The 16,314-nt window shown below is 73.9% G+C and carries 13 protein-coding genes; 4 read left to right on the forward strand and 9 right to left on the reverse strand.

Annotated features, from left to right (window positions below; all coding sequences use genetic code 11):
• Positions 1 to 49: 49 nt before the first annotated feature.
• Entirely contained in the window at positions 50 to 1,174 is a 1,125-nt protein-coding gene (gcvT, locus tag O7624_RS23990; protein ID WP_282237356.1) for a glycine cleavage system aminomethyltransferase GcvT, read from the forward strand.
• A 105-nt stretch (positions 1,175 to 1,279) separates the two neighbouring features.
• Here the strand turns inward: gcvT and O7624_RS23995 are convergent, their stop codons facing one another.
• From O7624_RS23995 to O7624_RS24015, 5 genes are all read right to left on the reverse strand, one after another.
• Complete coding sequence (locus O7624_RS23995) at positions 1,280 to 2,569, reverse strand: DUF2314 domain-containing protein (protein ID WP_282237357.1); 1,290 nt, start codon at positions 2,567 to 2,569, stop codon at positions 1,280 to 1,282.
• A gap of 67 nt (positions 2,570 to 2,636) precedes the next feature.
• Positions 2,637 to 3,410, reverse strand: a complete 774-nt coding sequence (locus tag O7624_RS24000; protein ID WP_282237358.1) for an adenosylcobinamide-GDP ribazoletransferase — start codon at positions 3,408 to 3,410, stop codon at positions 2,637 to 2,639.
• Complete coding sequence (locus O7624_RS24005) at positions 3,400 to 5,346, reverse strand: bifunctional adenosylcobinamide kinase/adenosylcobinamide-phosphate guanylyltransferase (RefSeq protein WP_282237359.1); 1,947 nt, start codon at positions 5,344 to 5,346, stop codon at positions 3,400 to 3,402. Before O7624_RS24005 ends, O7624_RS24000 begins: the two co-directional genes overlap by 11 nt.
• Positions 5,347 to 5,420: 74 nt before the next feature.
• Entirely contained in the window at positions 5,421 to 5,627 is a 207-nt protein-coding gene (locus O7624_RS24010; RefSeq protein ID WP_093401233.1) for a hypothetical protein, read from the reverse strand.
• Between the two features lie 52 nt (positions 5,628 to 5,679).
• Positions 5,680 to 7,344, reverse strand: a complete 1,665-nt coding sequence (locus O7624_RS24015; RefSeq protein ID WP_282237360.1) for a serine/threonine protein kinase — start codon at positions 7,342 to 7,344, stop codon at positions 5,680 to 5,682.
• A 117-nt stretch (positions 7,345 to 7,461) separates the two neighbouring features.
• Between O7624_RS24015 and O7624_RS24020 the strand changes: the two genes are divergently transcribed.
• Together O7624_RS24020 and O7624_RS24025 are read left to right on the forward strand one after the other, a co-directional pair.
• Positions 7,462 to 7,662, forward strand: coding sequence for a hypothetical protein (locus O7624_RS24020; protein WP_093401231.1), 201 nt, complete (start codon positions 7,462 to 7,464; stop codon positions 7,660 to 7,662).
• Complete coding sequence (locus tag O7624_RS24025; RefSeq protein WP_282237361.1) at positions 7,662 to 8,453, forward strand: site-2 protease family protein; 792 nt, start codon at positions 7,662 to 7,664, stop codon at positions 8,451 to 8,453. Before O7624_RS24020 ends, O7624_RS24025 begins: the two co-directional genes overlap by 1 nt.
• Positions 8,454 to 8,514: 61 nt before the next feature.
• Here the strand turns inward: O7624_RS24025 and O7624_RS24030 are convergent, their stop codons facing one another.
• On the reverse strand, positions 8,515 to 9,513 hold the full coding sequence (locus tag O7624_RS24030) for an aldo/keto reductase family protein (protein WP_093401229.1): 999 nt from the start codon (positions 9,511 to 9,513) through the stop codon (positions 8,515 to 8,517).
• A gap of 45 nt (positions 9,514 to 9,558) precedes the next feature.
• A complete protein-coding gene (locus O7624_RS24035) occupies positions 9,559 to 10,224 on the reverse strand; it encodes a TetR/AcrR family transcriptional regulator (protein ID WP_282237362.1) in 666 nt (221 codons plus the stop codon).
• Between the two features lie 101 nt (positions 10,225 to 10,325).
• Between O7624_RS24035 and O7624_RS24040 the strand changes: the two genes are divergently transcribed.
• Positions 10,326 to 10,850: a quercetin 2,3-dioxygenase gene (locus O7624_RS24040; RefSeq protein WP_282237363.1), complete on the forward strand. Its 525-nt coding sequence runs from the start codon at positions 10,326 to 10,328 to the stop codon at positions 10,848 to 10,850.
• Positions 10,851 to 11,027: 177 nt separating this feature from the next.
• On the opposite strand, the gene O7624_RS24045 is transcribed toward O7624_RS24040, so the two are convergent.
• Together O7624_RS24045 and O7624_RS24050 are read right to left on the reverse strand one after the other, a co-directional pair.
• Complete coding sequence (locus tag O7624_RS24045) at positions 11,028 to 15,128, reverse strand: WG repeat-containing protein (protein WP_282237364.1); 4,101 nt, start codon at positions 15,126 to 15,128, stop codon at positions 11,028 to 11,030.
• Between the two features lie 519 nt (positions 15,129 to 15,647).
• Entirely contained in the window at positions 15,648 to 16,253 is a 606-nt protein-coding gene (locus O7624_RS24050; protein ID WP_282237365.1) for a DUF3043 domain-containing protein, read from the reverse strand.
• Between the last annotated feature and the right edge of the window lie 61 nt (positions 16,254 to 16,314).

Below are 16,314 nucleotides of genomic sequence, written 5' to 3' on the forward strand. Positions count from 1 at the left end.
GGTCCCGCCGATGCTAACCAGCCCGGTGCGTCCCGGTAAGTTGCCACCCATGACCGAGGTGACCACCGACGCCGCCGCGACCCGGCTGCGTCGTTCTCCGCTGGCCGGCCGGCACACCGCGCTCGGCGCCAAGTTCGCTCCGTTCGGCGGCTGGGAGATGCCCCTGGAGTACGCCGGCGGCGGGGTGTTGCGCGAGCACACCGCGGTGCGTACCGATGTCGGCGTGTTCGACGTGTCACACCTGGGCAAGGTGCGGGTGACCGGGCCGGGGGCGGCGGAGTTCGTCAACACCTGCCTCAGCAACGACCTGGGCCGCATCGGGCCGGGCCGGGCGCAGTACACCCTCTGCTGCGACGAGGCGACCGGTGGGGTGGTGGACGACATCATCGCCTACCTGCACGCCGACGACCACGTCTTCCTCATCCCGAACGCGGCGAACAGCGCCGAGGTGGCACGCCGGCTGCGCGCCGCCGGGCCGCCGCAGGTCACCATCACCGACGAACACGAGGGGTACGCCGTACTGGCAGTGCAGGGGCCCCGGTCGGCGGAACTGCTGAGCGATCTGGGTCTCCCCACCGAGCACGGGTACATGAGTTTCACCCGGGCGACGCTCGGCCCCGTCGAGCTGACCGTGTGCCGTACCGGCTACACCGGCGAACTGGGCTACGAGTTGGTGGTCCCGGCCGGCGACGCGGTCGCGGTGTGGGACGCGTTGTTCGCCGCCGAGCCGGCGCCGCAGGCGTGCGGGCTGGCCGCCCGGGACACGCTGCGCACCGAGATGGGGTACCCACTGCACGGGCAGGATCTCTCGCTGGAGATCACGCCGGTGCAGGCCCGCTCCGGTTGGGCGGTCGGCTGGGACAAGCCGGCCTTCTGGGGCCGCGACGTGTTGGTCGCGGAGAAGGCCGCCGGTCCGGCGCGTACGCTGCGCGGCCTGGTCGCCGTCGAGCGCGGCATTCCCCGCCCCGGCATGCCCGTGTACGCGGGCGACACCCGGGTCGGCACCGTCACCAGCGGCACCTTCAGCCCCACGCTGAAGCAGGGCATCGCCCTCGCCCTGATCGACACCGCCCCCGCCCTGCCCGACGGCGCCGAGCTGCACGTGGACATCCGCAACCGCCGCACCCCCGCCCACCTAACCCGCCCCCCCTTCATCCACCCCTCCGTCAAATAACCCCCACCCACCCACCCACCCACCCCGGCAGAACCGCGTTGATCAAGAAGTTTGCGTCGCCGTGCAGCACGGAACCTGACGTAAACTTCTTGATCAACGCGAAGGTCAGGGGGTGGGGGGTTGGCCGGCGTCTAGGACGGCTTGGGTCCAGCCGCCCTCGATGACGCCGCTGGTGCCGAGGACGGCCCAGTCGACGATGTCGGCGACCTCCACCACGACGGGGGAGCCGATTCGTACGGTGGGGTCGGTGTTGGCGTCGCTGGCGCTGGCCCCGACGATCCGGTCCGGGGTGTCCCAGTCCGTCACGCCGGCCCAGACGTACTCGGGGCCGTCGTCGCCCGGCAGCCCGTACTTGACCACCAGCTGCGTCTCCGGTGGCAGCTGACCGTCGCGGAACCGGGCCCGGATGTCCGCCAGCCCGGCGCGGGCGGTGGCGATCGCCCGGCTCATCGCGTCACCGGTGCGGGCGTACCGCACGTCGGGTTGGATCCCGGAGAAGAGGATGGCGCAGGCGTTGGCGAAGTAGCGGCCGGCCGGACCGGGATGGCCGGCCGGCGGGCGCAGGCTGAGGAAGGAGTCGGCGTCCGGGTCGGTGGCCGGGTCCAGCTCCAGGCGCAGCAGCACCGGCGCGGTCGCCCCGTGCTGCTCCGGATTGCCGTACGCCACCGCGATGTCGTGCCCGGTCACCGTGGCCAGCACCGGTAGCTGGACGAACGCCGGGACGTCGTCGCCGGCCAGCCCGTCGGTCCAGTCCCGCAGCAGGCGTCGGGCGGCACCGGTCATCACCGCGCCCCAGGCCCGGGTGAGATGGTCGGGTACCCCCTGGGTCTGCAACTCCAGCAGGCCGAAGCGGCGCAGTCCCTTGGTGGTGAACCAGAGCCCCTCGGCGTCCGACGAGTAGGGCACCAGCACCCAGTCGACCAGCCGGACCCGACCCTGCGCGTCGGGCAGCGAGCGCAGCGCCGCGGCCGGGTCCAGGAACTGCAGGCCGAAGACGTCCACCACGTCGCCACCCACTGCCTCGGCGACCGCCGCGGCCACCGCCCGGGCGGCCCACTCGTGGGCGGGCGGCCAACCCGGCCGGTACTCCGCCTGCACCACCACCAGGTGGGTCGCCGCGGCGAGCCGGTCCAGCTGCGCCTCGCTGGCCCCGAAGGCGGTGAGCAGGTCCGGCGGCAGCTCGGGAAACTCGCCGACCGGCCGGATGTCGACGCTCATCAGCGGACTGTCCAGCATCTGCCGGGCCAGCCCGTACACCGGTTCGGCGAGGCGGCCGGCCAACTTCCCGACGGCCGTGCGGGCGGTCACCGACGGCAGCCCCACCGTCGGCACCAGGTAGGTCGCGCTGAGCGACTCCGGGACCGGAACGGGCAGGAAGTCGTCGGTGATGAGCATGTCGTCCCCCGGGTGGCCGCGCCGGTGCTGTCGTCGCAGGTACGCTACCCGGCGCCGGGCCATCGACTCAGGCGGACAGCACCAGACCCAGGTAGACGAGCGTGGTGACCAGCTCGACGACGGCACCGAGCACGTCTCCGGTGATCCCGCCGAGCCGGCGTACCACGTGTCGCAGCAGCCCGGCCGCGACGGCGAGCGCCGCCAGGACGGCCAGCGGGCCCTGCCACGGCCGGTGCGGCACCGCCGCGATCGCCAGCAGCGCGACGGCGGCGGTGGCGACGCCCAGCGCCATCGGTCCGACGCTGCCGGCGACCAGCGCACCCAGCCCTTCGGGACGCGCCGCCGGCACTCCACGGCGGCAGGCCAGCGTGACTCCGAGCCGCCCCGCGGCGGTGGCCGTCAGCACGGCCGCGAACACCGCCGGACGGGACCGACCGGCCAGCTCGGCCAGCGCCGCGGCCTGCACCAGCAGGACGAGGACCAGAGCGACCACGCCGAAGGGCCCCACGTCGGGCTTCTTCATGATCTCCAGAGCGGCCGGTCCGCTCCGGTACGACCCGAGCGCGTCCACGGTGTCGGCCAGCCCGTCCAGGTGCAGCCCCCGGGTGAGCAGGGCGGCCACCGCGACGGTCACCCCGGCGGCGACCAGCGGCGCGGTGCCGGCGTCCAGCAGCAGCAGTACGCCGGCCAGCGGCACCCCGAGCAGCAGGCCGACCGCCGGGGCGAGCGTCATCGCCGTACCGGCGGTGGCCCGGTCGATCCGGCCGACGCGCAGCGGCAGGATGGTGAGGGTGGTCAGTGCCAGCCGCGCCCCGTCGCCGAGCCGGGGCTCAGCCGGCACGTGCGGCGGAGGTCTCCGCCGGCTCGGCGGCCGGCGTGGTGGTGGTCGGGCCGGGCCCCTCGGGTTCCGGCTCGTGGAAGTCGGGCTCCGCCTCCTCGACGGGGTCCACCTCGCCGCCCTCGCTGTCGTCGCCCTCGGGGCGGGCCGGCAGCGCGGCGGACAGCGCCAGCGCCGAGCGCAGCAGCGGCAGCAGGGTGAGCGCGTTCGCCCCCTCGCCGAGGTCGAGCCGCAGCTGGGTCAACGGGTCCAGGCCGAGCACGTCGGCGGCCAGCCGGACGGCCGGATGCCCGCCGTCGTCGGCCAGCAGGCACCAGTGCCGGGCCTGCCCGGCCAGGTCCCGACTGATCAGCGCGGAGGCCACCCCGACCGGCCCGTCCAGCAGCACCGGCAGCCGGCGGGCGGTCGCACCCAGCAGGATGCCGGTGGCGACGGCGATGTCCCCGCCGCCCAGCTCGGCGAGCACGTTCGCGGCGTCCCGGGAGGAACGACGGGTGCGGTGCAGGGCGTCGCGGACCGCGGCGCAGCGGGCCATCCAGGCCACGTCGTCGATCTCGCCACCCGAGGTGACCACCCGGGCGAGCACTGCGGGCGGTTCGGCGCCGGCGGTCGCGGCCAGCACCGCCGCGGCCGTGGCCTCCGCGCCGGCCCCGCACGCGGCCAGCACCAGCAGCTGTACGCCGGCATCCGCCGCCTCCTCGGCCAGCCGCCAGCCGTAGCGCAGGGCCGAGTCCACCTGCTCGGGGTCGAGCGCCGGGCCGTGCTCGATGGGTGCGGCGGCGGGCGCGTCCACCACCTGGAGGCTCGCGCCGCTCTCGGCGGCCAGCCGGGCGAGCACACCCTGACCGGCCCGGGCCTGCTCGGCCCGCCGGTCCGATTCACCGGTCACCGTGCCGGCGGCGACCCCGCCGGCGTGGTCGCCGTGCACCACCAGCACCCGCACCGACCGCCACGGCGTGGGGGTGGGGGTGCCCTGGGTGGCGGCGGCGAACGAGATCACCTGCTCCAGCGCACCGAGCCCGGTGCCCGGCACGTCCAGGCCCGCCAGCCGCTCGACGGCCTGCGGTCCGGTGTACTCGTCGGGCATGGGCAGTTCCATGCCGGGCTGGATGACCAGGCCGGTCGCGGCCGCCGGGAGCGCCATGGTGGGCGCGGTCCAGCCGGTGCCGCCAACGTCGGAGTTGGTTTCGGCGGGCACCTGCGGGGTGGTCACTGGCGGTGAGCCGGGCAGCGGCGGACCATCGGGGCCGACGGGCGACTGGCCGGTCGGACCGGCCTGTGCGGGCACCGTGGCGGCGGTCGGGCCGTTCTGGGCGGACACCGTCGCAGCAATCGGGGCGGGAGTGGCCGTCGCCGAGTCGGCCTGGGTGGGGTGGCCGACGGCGGGCTGGACGACGGCGGGCTTCAACCAGCACGGCTGACCGGCGACCACCAGGACCACCGTGTCGCAGGCGTCGGCGACGGCGCGGTTGACCGCGCCGAGGGCGTCGGTGAAGGCCCGGCCCAGCGGTGTGGTGGGTACCAGGGAGAGCCCGACCTCGGGACTGACCAGCACCAGCCGGGCGGCGCAGGACCGCACGGCCGCGGCCAGCTCGTCGACGGTGGCGGTGTCGTCGGCCGGCTGGTGAGCCGGGTCGAGCAGCACGGTCACCCAGCCACCGAGGTCGTCGACGAGCAGCGTCTCCTCCGGCCGGGCGTTGGAGATCACGTCCGCGAGACGACGCGGGTCGGTCGCGGTCTCCTCCGTGCTCCAGGTCTCGGGCCGGCGGGCGCGGTGCGCGGCGAGTCGCGCGGCCCACTCAGGGTCGTCACCCGGGTCGGCGGCAGTGGCCAGGTAGCGGACCGTGGGCGCGTCGGCTACCAGGGACTCGGCGAACTCCGACTTGCCGGACCGGATGCCACCGAGGACCAGAAGCGTGTTCCACCCGTCTTGGGACATGCTGCGTACCTTACGTCCAGCGGGGTGACCGGGGCACCGCAGGTGCGCCACCGTACCGCCGCCCCGCGACGCGGTCAGTGTCGCTCGGGGGCCTGGTACCGGAAGTCGTTGGGGTTGACGTTCGCCGGCTTCGGATCCTCCTGCCAGGCACCCTCACCGGGGCGGGCCTGCAGGGCGTCGATCAGTTCGTTCCGGTCCATCTCCCGCGCCCCTTCGATTCCGCCGCGCACCGCGATGTCGCGCAGTTCCGCCGTGTCCATCTGCGGGATCGGTGTCGTCATTGTCGCCTCCTGTGCGTCGGGTTCCCGAAGCACATACCCGGCCACGGCAGGCTCAGTCGCAGTGCTCGAAGGGGCTGCTGTAGCTGGCGCCACCGGCGGAACCGCCCCACTTGACGCAGGTGCCGGCCGCCTCGGCCCGCACCGGGCCGGCGTAGTAGCGGAACGAGCCGTCGTCGGTGGACCGCCCGCGTCCGCGAACCTCCAGGAAGGCCGAGACCGCCGTCTGCGCGCCGACCGCGCTCTCCTTCAGCGTCACCACGCAGTTCGAGCCGGTGCCCGCGTGGTAGAGCAGGTGGACGGTGGCCTGCCGGCGACCGTCCGCGGTCAACGGCGCCGAGTTGATCAGCCGGTAGCCGCTGCCGCACGCCTGGGTGGCGGTGTAGGGGTTCGCCCGCTCGCCGCTGCTGGGTGTGGCGCTCGGCCGGGGCGAAGGCGAAGCGGAACGGGTCGGTTGCGGGGTGACCGCCCCGGCGTCGTCGCGCCCCGGTGCCGGCGACGAGCCCTTCGTCGCCGGTACGGAGGCTGTCGGTGACCGGCTCGCCGACCGCTCACCCGTGCCCTGCGCGCCGGTCTCGCCGGCGGTCACCAGTCCCGCCGCGTCCGGCGCGGACGCGGCAACCGGAGGGCCGGTGCCTTCGGCGTCCGGCTGCGACACCACTGCGAGCGCCACCCCCGCCGCGGCGACGATCACGACACCGGCCACCGCGGTCACCATGGCGGGTGCGCCGAACCGCCGGCCACCGTCCGGACGTGTCGGGGCGCTCGCCACGGTGACCGCCCCGGTACCGGATCCGGCCCCGACCGGCGCGGCCATGGCCAGGCCACCCTGCCCCGGATGCGCAGCCGGCGGCGGCACCGCGAAGCCGCTCGGCCCGGGAGGTGGGGCCTGCTCCGGCGCGCTGGAGCGGGCAGCGGCGGCCAGGTCCGCCGCGCTGGCGTGCCGGTCGCCGGGCTGCCTGGCCATGGCTCTGAACACCAGTTCGGCCACCGGCGGGGGAACGTCCGGCGGGAGCGGCGGTGGCTCTTCCCGCAGTCGCCGCAGGGCCACGTCGAGCGGGTTGTCCCCGACGAACGGAGGTCGGCCGGCGAGGCAGAGGTACGCCACGGCACCGAGCGCGTAGATGTCGCTCAGCCCGGAGATCGGCTGGCCGCCGGCCTGCTCGGGGGACATGAACGAGGCGGTGCCGAGCACCGTGTGGGCGGCGGTGATCCCGGCCGTGGTGCCGGAGCGGGCGATGCCGAAGTCCACAAGCACCACCTGGCCGTCCGCCTTGACCAGGAGGTTGCCGGGTTTCACGTCCCGGTGCACGATGCCGGCGAGGTGGGCGGTGTGCAGCGCCTCGGCGGTCTGGGCCACGACGGACATGGTGGTGGCCGGGTCCAGTCGGCCCAGCCGGCGCAACCGGGCGCTCAACGGCTCGCCCTCGACGTACTCCATCACCAGGTAGTCCACCCGGCTGCCGTCGGCGAGTGTGGCCTGGCCGACGTCGTGCACCGCGACCACCCCGGGGTGCCGCAGCGCGGCAAGCATCCGTGCCTCGGCCCGGAAGCGGGTGGTGAACTCGGGTTCGACGGTCAACGCCGGCAACAGCACCTTCACCGCCACCTCGCGGCCCAGCAGCAGGTCCGTCGCCCGCCAGACCGCGCCCATCCCACCGGTCGCCACCCGCTCGCCCAGCCGGTACCGTCCGCTGAGCACGCCCCCTTGAGTCAGCACCGGGCCACGGTACCGGCCGCCGATCGACGCCCGTGGCCCGGTCGTCGGCCGTGCGGTACGACTACGCTGGCGGAGGTCCGTCCCATGGGGGCAGCAGCGGCGAGGGGAGACGCGCACATGGCGTGGAGCTGGCGGTACGAGGGCGCGAACGGCGAGTCGGTCGACGGGCCGGCCGAGTCGTTCGGCAGCCAGGCGGATGCCGAGTCCTGGATCGGTCAGACCTGGCGGGAACTCGCGGCGTCCGGCGTCACCTCGGTCGCGCTCCTGGAAGACGATCGGGTGGAGTACCGGATGAGCCTGCAGCCCGTGGCCGAGTGATGACACCCAGGGACTCCGAGCCGTTGGTGCTCGGGGTGCCCCGGGCGGCCTTCCGACCCAGCCCGGTCTTCCTGGCGCTGGTCGCCCTGCTGGTGACCAGCGCCGTATTGACCTGGCACGGGATCGGCAACGTCCGGCTCACCGTGTTCGGCTTCGTCGTCTGCGGCTGGCTGGTCTCGTTGTGCCTGCACGAGTACGCCCACGCCGTGGTCGCGTACCGCAGCGGTGACCGGGGGGTGGCCCACCGCGGCTACCTGACGTTGAACCCGTTGAAGTACAGCCACCCGTTGCTGTCCATCGCGCTGCCGGTGGTGGTGGTACTCCTCGGCGGGATCGGCCTGCCCGGTGGTGCCGTCTGGGTCGACCGGCACGTCATTCCGGGGCGGTTACGGCACACCCTGGTCAGTCTCGCCGGGCCCGCCACCAACGTGCTGTTCGCGCTCGTGCTGGTGGTGGTGCTGCGGCTCGGTGCGGGCGGCGGTGGGCCGGTGGAGTTCTGGGCGGCGGTGGCCCTGCTGGCCTTCCTGCAGGTCACCGCCAGCCTGCTCAACCTGCTGCCGGTGCCCGGCCTGGACGGCGGCAACATGATCCAGCCGTGGCTGACGCCGCAGTACCGGCGGATGTACGACCTGTTCGCGCCGTACGGGTTCATCCTGCTCTTCGCGTTGCTGTGGAACCCGACGATCGGCGGCTGGTTCTTCACCGCCGTCTTCGCCGTCGGCGACGCGCTCGGCCTGCCGCCCTGGCTGTACGCGACCGGTCTGGACCTGATCCGCTTCTGGCAGGGCTGAGCAGGCTCGGGCGGCCCGTCCGCCCGGCCGACGTGCGGTACGCCGGCCGGGCCGGGTGGGGTCAGGGCCGTTCGGCCGGCGACTCGGTGCGCGCCGGGTCCCGCTCGGTGACCGGGTCGACGATCTCGTCGATCGCCTTGAGCAGGCCGGCGTCGAGCTTCACGCCGGCCGCCTTGACGTTGTCGTGCACCTGCTCGGGGCGCGACGCCCCGATGATGGCCGAGGACACGTTGGGGTTCTGCAGCACCCAGGCGATGGCCAGCTGGGGCATGGTCAGCCCGGCCTGGTCGGCCAGCGGCTTGAGCTGCTGCACCCGGGTCAGCACGTCGTCGGTCAGCCACTTCGCGATGAAGCCCGCGCCGGACTTCTCGTCGGTGGCCCGGGAACCGGACGGCGGCGGCTGGCCGGGAAGGTACTTGCCGGAGAGCACGCCCTGGGCCATCGGCGACCAGACGATCTGCCCGAGGCCCAGCTCTTCGCTGGTGGGGATGACCTCGCTCTCGATGACCCGCCAGAGCATCGAGTACTGCGGCTGGCTGGACACCAGCGGGATGCGCAGCTCCCGGGCGAGGCCGTGCGCCTCGCGGATCTGCGATGCCTTCCACTCGGAGACGCCGATGTAGTGCGCCTTGCCGGAGTGCACGACGTCGGCGAACGCCTCCATCGTCTCCTCCAGCGGGGTGCTGTAGTCGTACCGGTGGGCCTGGTAGAGGTCCACGTAGTCGGTACGCAGCCGGCGCAGCGATCCGTTGATCGACTCCATGATGTGCTTCCGGGACAGACCCCGGTCGTTGCGGCCCGGCCCGGTGGGCCAGTACACCTTGGTGAAGATCTCCAGACCCTCGCGCCGCTCCTGCTGAAGCGCCCGGCCGAGAACGTCCTCGGCGCGGGTGCCGGCGTACACGTCGGCGGTGTCGAAGGTGGTGATGCCGGCGTCGAGGGCGGCTCGCACGCAGGCGAACGCCGCTTCCTCCTCGACCTGCGAACCGTGGGTGATCCAGTTGCCGTACGAGATCTCACTGACCATGAGGCCGGAGCGGCCCAGGTGTCGGAATTCCATGCTCTGACCCTAGCCCGCCCTGATGCGCCCGGCAGGAGACGGTGATCAGTCGGGGTCCGACAGCAGCGCATGGCGCAGGCTGCGGCCGAGCCACTGCCGGAAGGTCTCCTCGTGCCAGCCACGCTCCAGCACCAGCGCGCCGTAGTGCGCCGGGTCGTTGTAGAACCACACCTCGTCGATGGCAGCCTCGACGTCGGCGCCCTGGCGCAGCGGCCCACCCAGGGCGCACACCCGCTCGACCACCATCGTGGCGCCGAGCCGCCGGTTGCGTAGCAGCGTCTGCCAGACCTCGGCCACCTCGGGGCTGCTGTCGGCGGCGCGGCGGACGGTCTCGAACACCCGGGCGGTCCGCCCGCCGATCATGGTGCAGACCCCGGCGTACGCGTCGAGCACCTCGCCCCCGGTGGTGGCCTCCCAGACCGGCTGGTACCAGGGGCGTTGCGCCACCGGCACCGGCTCGTCGTCGCCGGCGAGCGCCTCGTCGAGCACCTGACGCAGCAGCGCCGCCTTGGCGCCGAACGTGGCGAACACGGTGGGTCTGGCCACCCCCGCTGCGGCGGCCACGTCGGCCAGCGACGTGGCCGTGTAGCCCCGCGCGACGAAGAGGTCGGTCGCCGCCGCGACCACGGCCTGCCGGGTGCGGCGGGCGTTCTCCTCGCGGATCCGGGACCGGTACGGCCGGGTCGGTTTTCCGTCCTTGACTTCATCCATGGCGTCGTCATACTAGCAATGTATTCACTAGACTCCCAGCTATCGAATAGCTGGTCGGCTATTCGATAGCTGGTTGTCCAATGAAGTCCCTGGGAGGCGCCATGTCCGTCGATCCGTTCGTCCGCCGCCCCGACGAGGGGGAGGCGTACTGGTTCCTGGGCAATCTGGTCACCGTCAAGGCGACAGGTGCGCAGACCGGCGGCCGGCTCACCGCTGTCGAGTTCGTCAACCCGCCCGGATTCGCCCCGCCACTGCACCGGCACCAGGTCGAGGACGAGATGTTCTACCTGCTGTCCGGCACCGCCACGTTCTACTGCGGCGACACGGTGCTGGCCGCCGCACCTGGTGACTTCGTGCTGCTGCCGGCGGGTCTGCCGCACACCTTCGTGGTCGGGACGGACGAACCGCTGCGGGTGCTGCAACTGACCACCCCCGCCGGCTTCGAGGAGTACGTCGCCGACGTCGGGGTGCCGGCGCTCGAACGTCGGCTGCCGGACCCGGCGCCGATCGATCCGGCCACGCTCGGTCACGCCTCCGCGCGGCACGGGATCGAGCTGCTGGGACCGCCGCCCGGTCAACAGCCGACCGGCCAAGCCGACCAACCGACCCCCCGGCCAGTGCCGTGACCACCGTCGGCGCCCGCTGGGACGAGACGCGGGGCCCCAAGACCGGTCAGGCCCGGCCCCACCACGCCGGGTGGGAGACGTCGGCCTGATCCTGGCCGACAACAGTGGTGCCCGGACGGCCCGGACGGTCGTCGTCCGGGCCGGCGCAGTCGGGCACGGCCTCCTCGAACAGGCTTTTCAGAGCACCGGGTTGGCGTCGGCGAGCAGCCCGTCGATCTCGGCGACGACCGCGCTCGGGTGATGGAACATCGGGTCGATCAACGACTCGCCCCGCCGGTCCAACGCACCCCAGTTCCCGGCGCTGTTGGTGGCCAGGAAGGCGACCGGGTGGATCAACAAGGCTGGATGCGCCGGTGCGACGATAACCTGCCCGTTACGGTCCACCACACCCTTGCGACCAGCCAGATCCACCACGGCCAGCCCCTCCTCGGTGAAGCCGTCGACGTAGTGACCGTCGGCCAGTGTGGTGTGAAAGCCGTGGTAGCGGGTCGGCACCACGATTCTTCCGGTGCGGTCGACAGCCCCCCAGCCCTCTCGGCGTACCACCGCCACGCCCTTGTGGAAGGGCCGCACGTCGGCGAAACCCGGCGGTACCGCGACCTCACCCGTGGTGTCGACGGCGTGCCAGCCGCTTTCGTCCCGTACCACCCAGGCCAGGCCGTCGGAGAACGGCCGAGCCGCCAGGTAGGTCGGCCCGAGCACCGGGTCGCCAGCCAGGTTGATCAACGACCACCGGTCGCTCTGCGGTTCGCGTACCCAGGCCAGGCCCTCCCGGAACGGCTGTGCCTCCGCGTACCGGGCGGGCACCACCATGTCGCCGTCCGCGTCCGCGTAACCCCACAGGCCCTGGCCGCCGTCGCGTGCCGGCACCGGCGCCCGGTCCCGCTCCAACACCTCGTCCCAACTACGCGGGTACGGCCCGAAGCCGCTCTCCTCGGCGCGGGCGGCCACCGCGTCGAGGCCGGTCCGGACCCGGGCCAGCAACTCGGCGTCCTGCTCGCCACGCAGGTCGAGAGCTCGCTCGAAATGATGGCACGCCTCGATCAGCCGGCCCTGGTCGTAGCAGCAGCGGGCCGAGTGCTCGTGCAGTGCGGCGCGGAGCCGGTCGGGTAGTTCGATCGAGTTGGCCTCCGCGAACAGCCGGTCGGCCTCCGCGAACTCGCCGCGCCAGCGCAGCACATGGGCCAACCGGGCCTGGGCGAGCGCGGCCCGGCGCAACTCCCCGGTCGCCTCGGCGTAGGTAAGCGCCATCCGGGCGTCGTCCAGCGCGTCGTCCAGGTCGTCGAGGACCCGCGAGGCCACCGCGCGCAGACTCAGCAGCCGAGCCCGAGACCGGTTGTCCAGCGCCGAGGCGAGCTTCTCGGTGAGCCGCTCCCGGACCTCCCGCAGTTCCTCCGGGTCGTCCACGATCTCGCGCAGAGTTGCTGGATCGAGTCGCCAGCGGAAGTTCGCCAACACCTGTTCGGGATCGGCTGGCGGTTCGGGTGCGGGCTCGTCGTCCTCCGCGTCCTCGGTGCTCTGCTCGCCGTCGGCCGGTGGGCCGGCTTCGGCGGAGGTGGCGAGCGTCGCGTCGACCGGGCCAGGACCATCACCCGGCGATCTCCCGTCACCGATGTCACTGGGCGGGGTGTCGACCGGAGGCTCGATGGTGTCAACGGATGCCTCGGTGCTCTCGGTAGTACCCGGCTCGGTGGGCGCGACCTGAGGCTGGTCCTCCGACGACGCGGAGTCGTCCGGCGGTGCCGACACCGGCACGGCGGAAACCGGCGCGTCGAGGTCGGGCTCGCCGGGGAGCACGGAGACCGACGACCCGTACGCCGGCGGCGCGGAAACCGGCGGTGTCGGGGTCGGCGACTCCGGTACGGGAGGTGCCGGGACCGGGGACGCCGAGGTTGGCTGTGTGGAGGCCGGCAGGTCGGACGGGGGTGCGGGCGGTGCGGAGACGGGAGGCGCCGAGACCGGCGGCGCGGGGGCCTCGATGTCGTCGAGCGGCGCGATCTCCGGTGACGCGGGCCGGTCCGACGCGGGGAGGTTGGGCGGTGCCGGCACGGAGTCGGCGAGCGGATCGGTGCCAGGTGCGGCGCGCTGCTCCCGTGGCGGGGTGGTGGCCGGTGCCGCGGCTGCCGGCTCGGCGGCGGGCCCGAACCAGCTCTGCGGGCCGTCGGAGGCGGGACGGGCGGGCGGGGGCGCGGACGGCTCGGGTGCTGGTGGGACGTACCGGGTGGGCCGGCGGGCGGGCGGTGTGCTCGGCAGCCCGGCGTCACCGCCGGCCCGGTCGGGTCGACCTACCGGCGGCGGTCCGACCGGTGCCGGGCCGGTGACGGCACCGGACGCCGGCCCCGACGATGCGGGCCCGGCCGGCTCGCTGGGTGGCGCGGAGACCGGTTGGTGGGTCGGTGGTGCGGAGACGGGGCGGTGGCTGGGCGGCGCGGAGACCGGTCGGGCCGGCGGCGGGGTGACGGGTGGTGCGGAGACGGGTGGCGCGGCGGCAACCGAGGGGGCCGGGGCCGGTGGTGGTGAGGCGACGACTGGCTGGTCGTGCAGGGGCGCCGGACGGACCTGGTGCTCGTGCAACGGCGCGGGACGTACCTCGTGCTGGTGCAGGGGTGCCGGCCGGACCGCGTCCCCGGTCGGGGCCCGGTCGGCGCCGGAGGCGACGGCGGGCCGGTCCCGGTCCCGGCCGGGAGGGTCGACCCGGTTCCGGTCGGGTCGCCCGGTCGGACCACGGTCCTGACCCGGCAGGTGGGTGTCGCTCCGGTCCCTGGCAGTGGCGGCGGCGGGGCGGTTCCGTTGCGGGCGGTCGATCTCCGGCTGGGGGTGCTGCGGAGCCGGGGAGACGGGCCGGGCCCGGCCGGCTGCGGGGGAGACGGGACGATCCCGTTCCGGAGCGGGGGAGACAGGGTGGTCCGGCACCACCGACAGATGCCGGCGGCGTGGATCCTGGTCGGGTGCCGCGGAGATCGGCCGTTCGGGGTCGGGCAGCGCAGCGGCCGGCCGGTCGACGAACCGCTCCGGGCCGGGACCGTCAGGTGCGCCGGTCGGTCGCCGGTCGGCCTCCGGCTCCTGCGGTTTCGGCCGCTGGTACTCGCGATGGTCCCGTCCGCTGCTCGGCCGCAGCGGTCCGGGCGCGGGCCAGGGCAGGTCGCCACGCGACGGAGCGCCGTACGGCTGCTGATCCGGCGTCGGCGGTTCCGGGCGTCTCCGACGGGGATCCGGGCGGACCCATTCGTCGGGCGCGGCCGGGATCGGTTCGTCGTCGACAAAGCCGTCCGGGTACGGAGCGGCGTCCGGATCGCCGCCGCCGACGAAGTCGGTGCGATAGCCGTCCACCAGTGGGCCGTCGGTGCGGGTCGGCTGCCCGGGATGGTGACTCCACTGGTAGCGAGGGCGCGGGGAGGCGTCTTCAGGCGCCCGGCGGTCGGCACCTTCCACCGGGCGGTGTGCGGCGGCGGGCCGGCGCGTCTCCTCGTCCACCTCGGCAGCCCAGCCGGGTTCCGGACGGGGGGCCGGGGACACCGGCGCGCCGCGCCGGTAGTCGTCGCGGCCAGCCGGCTCGGAGCGTCGGCGCGGCCGTTCCGGGTACGGCTCGGGCTCGCGCTGGCCACGTCGCTCTGGTTCGGGTCGCGGGTATCGGTTGTCGCGACGGTCCGGGTCACGCCGTTCGGGCTCCTGCCGGGCGTGCCGCTCCGGGCCGCGTCGCGCGTACCGGTCCGGGTCGCGCTGGTCGCGGCGGCGATCCGGGTCGCGTGGGTCGGGAAACCGATCGGGTTCACGCTGGTCGCGTCGATCGACATACCGGTCCGGGTCACGCTGGTCGCGTCGTGGTGGTGCGCCGGTACCGGTGCCCTGCGGGCCGAAGTCCGACCAGACGACCCCGTCGCGACCCCGGGCGGGCTCACCGTACGGCGAGCGCCGTCTGTCGGGCCTCGCCCTTTCGGACCGGGAGTCGGGCGGCACCGACCGGTCGTACGGTGACGAACCGTTGGGGCCGTCGGCGGGCCGCCGTTCAGGTGCCTCGTGTCGGCCCGGCCAACCATCCGGCTCGTCGTCCCAGGACCGGCCGACGTACGTGCCGTCGGGTCGGGTCGGCGCGAGCGGCGGCACCTCGGCGCGCCCGACGGCGCTCGCTCGACCTCGGGCGGACGGTGGCTGGTGCTCGACGCCGATGTCACCCGGATAACGCTGGCCAGGGAACTGCGGCTGCCATTCGCTCGTCGGCTCGACGACCCAGGATGGCTCCGCGGGATCGTGCCACCGGTCGGCGTAGCCGCGACTCATCCGCCGGACCTGTCGCTGCGGCCGGGACGCCGCCGGGCGGCGGCGCCAGTCACGACAGAAGACGCTTGGGCGCGTGCGGCGTAACCCCAACGATCGAGCCCGCCGTCCCGGCACGTGCCAGAACTCAGGGCCGGCGCCCGCTCGCTCACGGTCGCGCCCCGGTGGTCGGCTCGCGTCCGCTCGCTCACGGCGATGTCACCTCGTCGGAAATGGTCGCGCTGGGCACCCCGGAGACCGGTGAAATCGCTCGTCCGGGCACCGAATGGCTGCGCAAGGAGGGTAGCGGCGCGGGCTCGGTCACCGCCACTGCGGCACCCTCGTCAACCCAAACGTTATCCTATTGATCCGGACATTTATCCCTATGCCGGTATCGGACTCCCGACGATGCTGCACCCACCGTCAGTCGCCCGTTGCGGCTGCCCGGGGGGCGGGTGACGCGACCCAGGATCGCTCCGGCGCCAGCCCGGCGGAAGGGCCCGATTCGAGGATCCGACAGTGCTCGGCGTGTCTGGGTGGCGATCAGATCTGGTCGCCGATGGCGACCCGCGGCTCCGGCGAACGCAGCTTGCGGAAAGTGATCGAGCGCATGATCGCGTAGAGGTACAGCGAACCCATCCGCTGGGTGGACTTCGGGAACCGCTCGCGGACCAGCTTCTTGATCCTGCTGGAGATGAGCACCGAGTCGATCACCACGCCCAGCGCCAGCGCGCCCCAGAGCAGGTTGGAGGCCAACCGGATCACCGGCGGCATCGCCTGGTTCGAGCCGATCAGCACCACCAGGGCGCCGCCGAAGAACCAGGTGCCGACGGTGCGTCGGGAGTCGACGACGTTACGGGCCAGCAGCCGCTCCGGACCCCGGTCACGGGGACCGCCCTCACGCCGGAACTCCGCGGCCGCCTCGGCACGTCGTTGCCGGCGCAGCGCTTTCGCCTCGTCCTTGCTCAGCGGCTTCGTCGCCCCGGCGGGTCGGCGGCCGGTGACGGGCCGCTTCGGCGTCTCCCGTCCCTTGGCCGGGGTGTAGGCACGGGACCGCGCCGCCTCGGCTGCCTCCTCCTGCGCCGGGGTCAGCGGCTCGGTGGGAGGATCGGCGAGGTCGGCGGACTTGCGACGAAACAGCGACGGCACGCGGCAAGGGTAGCCAACGCCGCGCGCCCGGTGCACATCGCGGTGCAGGCGAACGCGCGGC

This window comes from Verrucosispora sp. WMMD1129, assembly GCF_029581255.1.
Taxonomy (GTDB): domain Bacteria; phylum Actinomycetota; class Actinomycetes; order Mycobacteriales; family Micromonosporaceae; genus Micromonospora; species Micromonospora sediminimaris.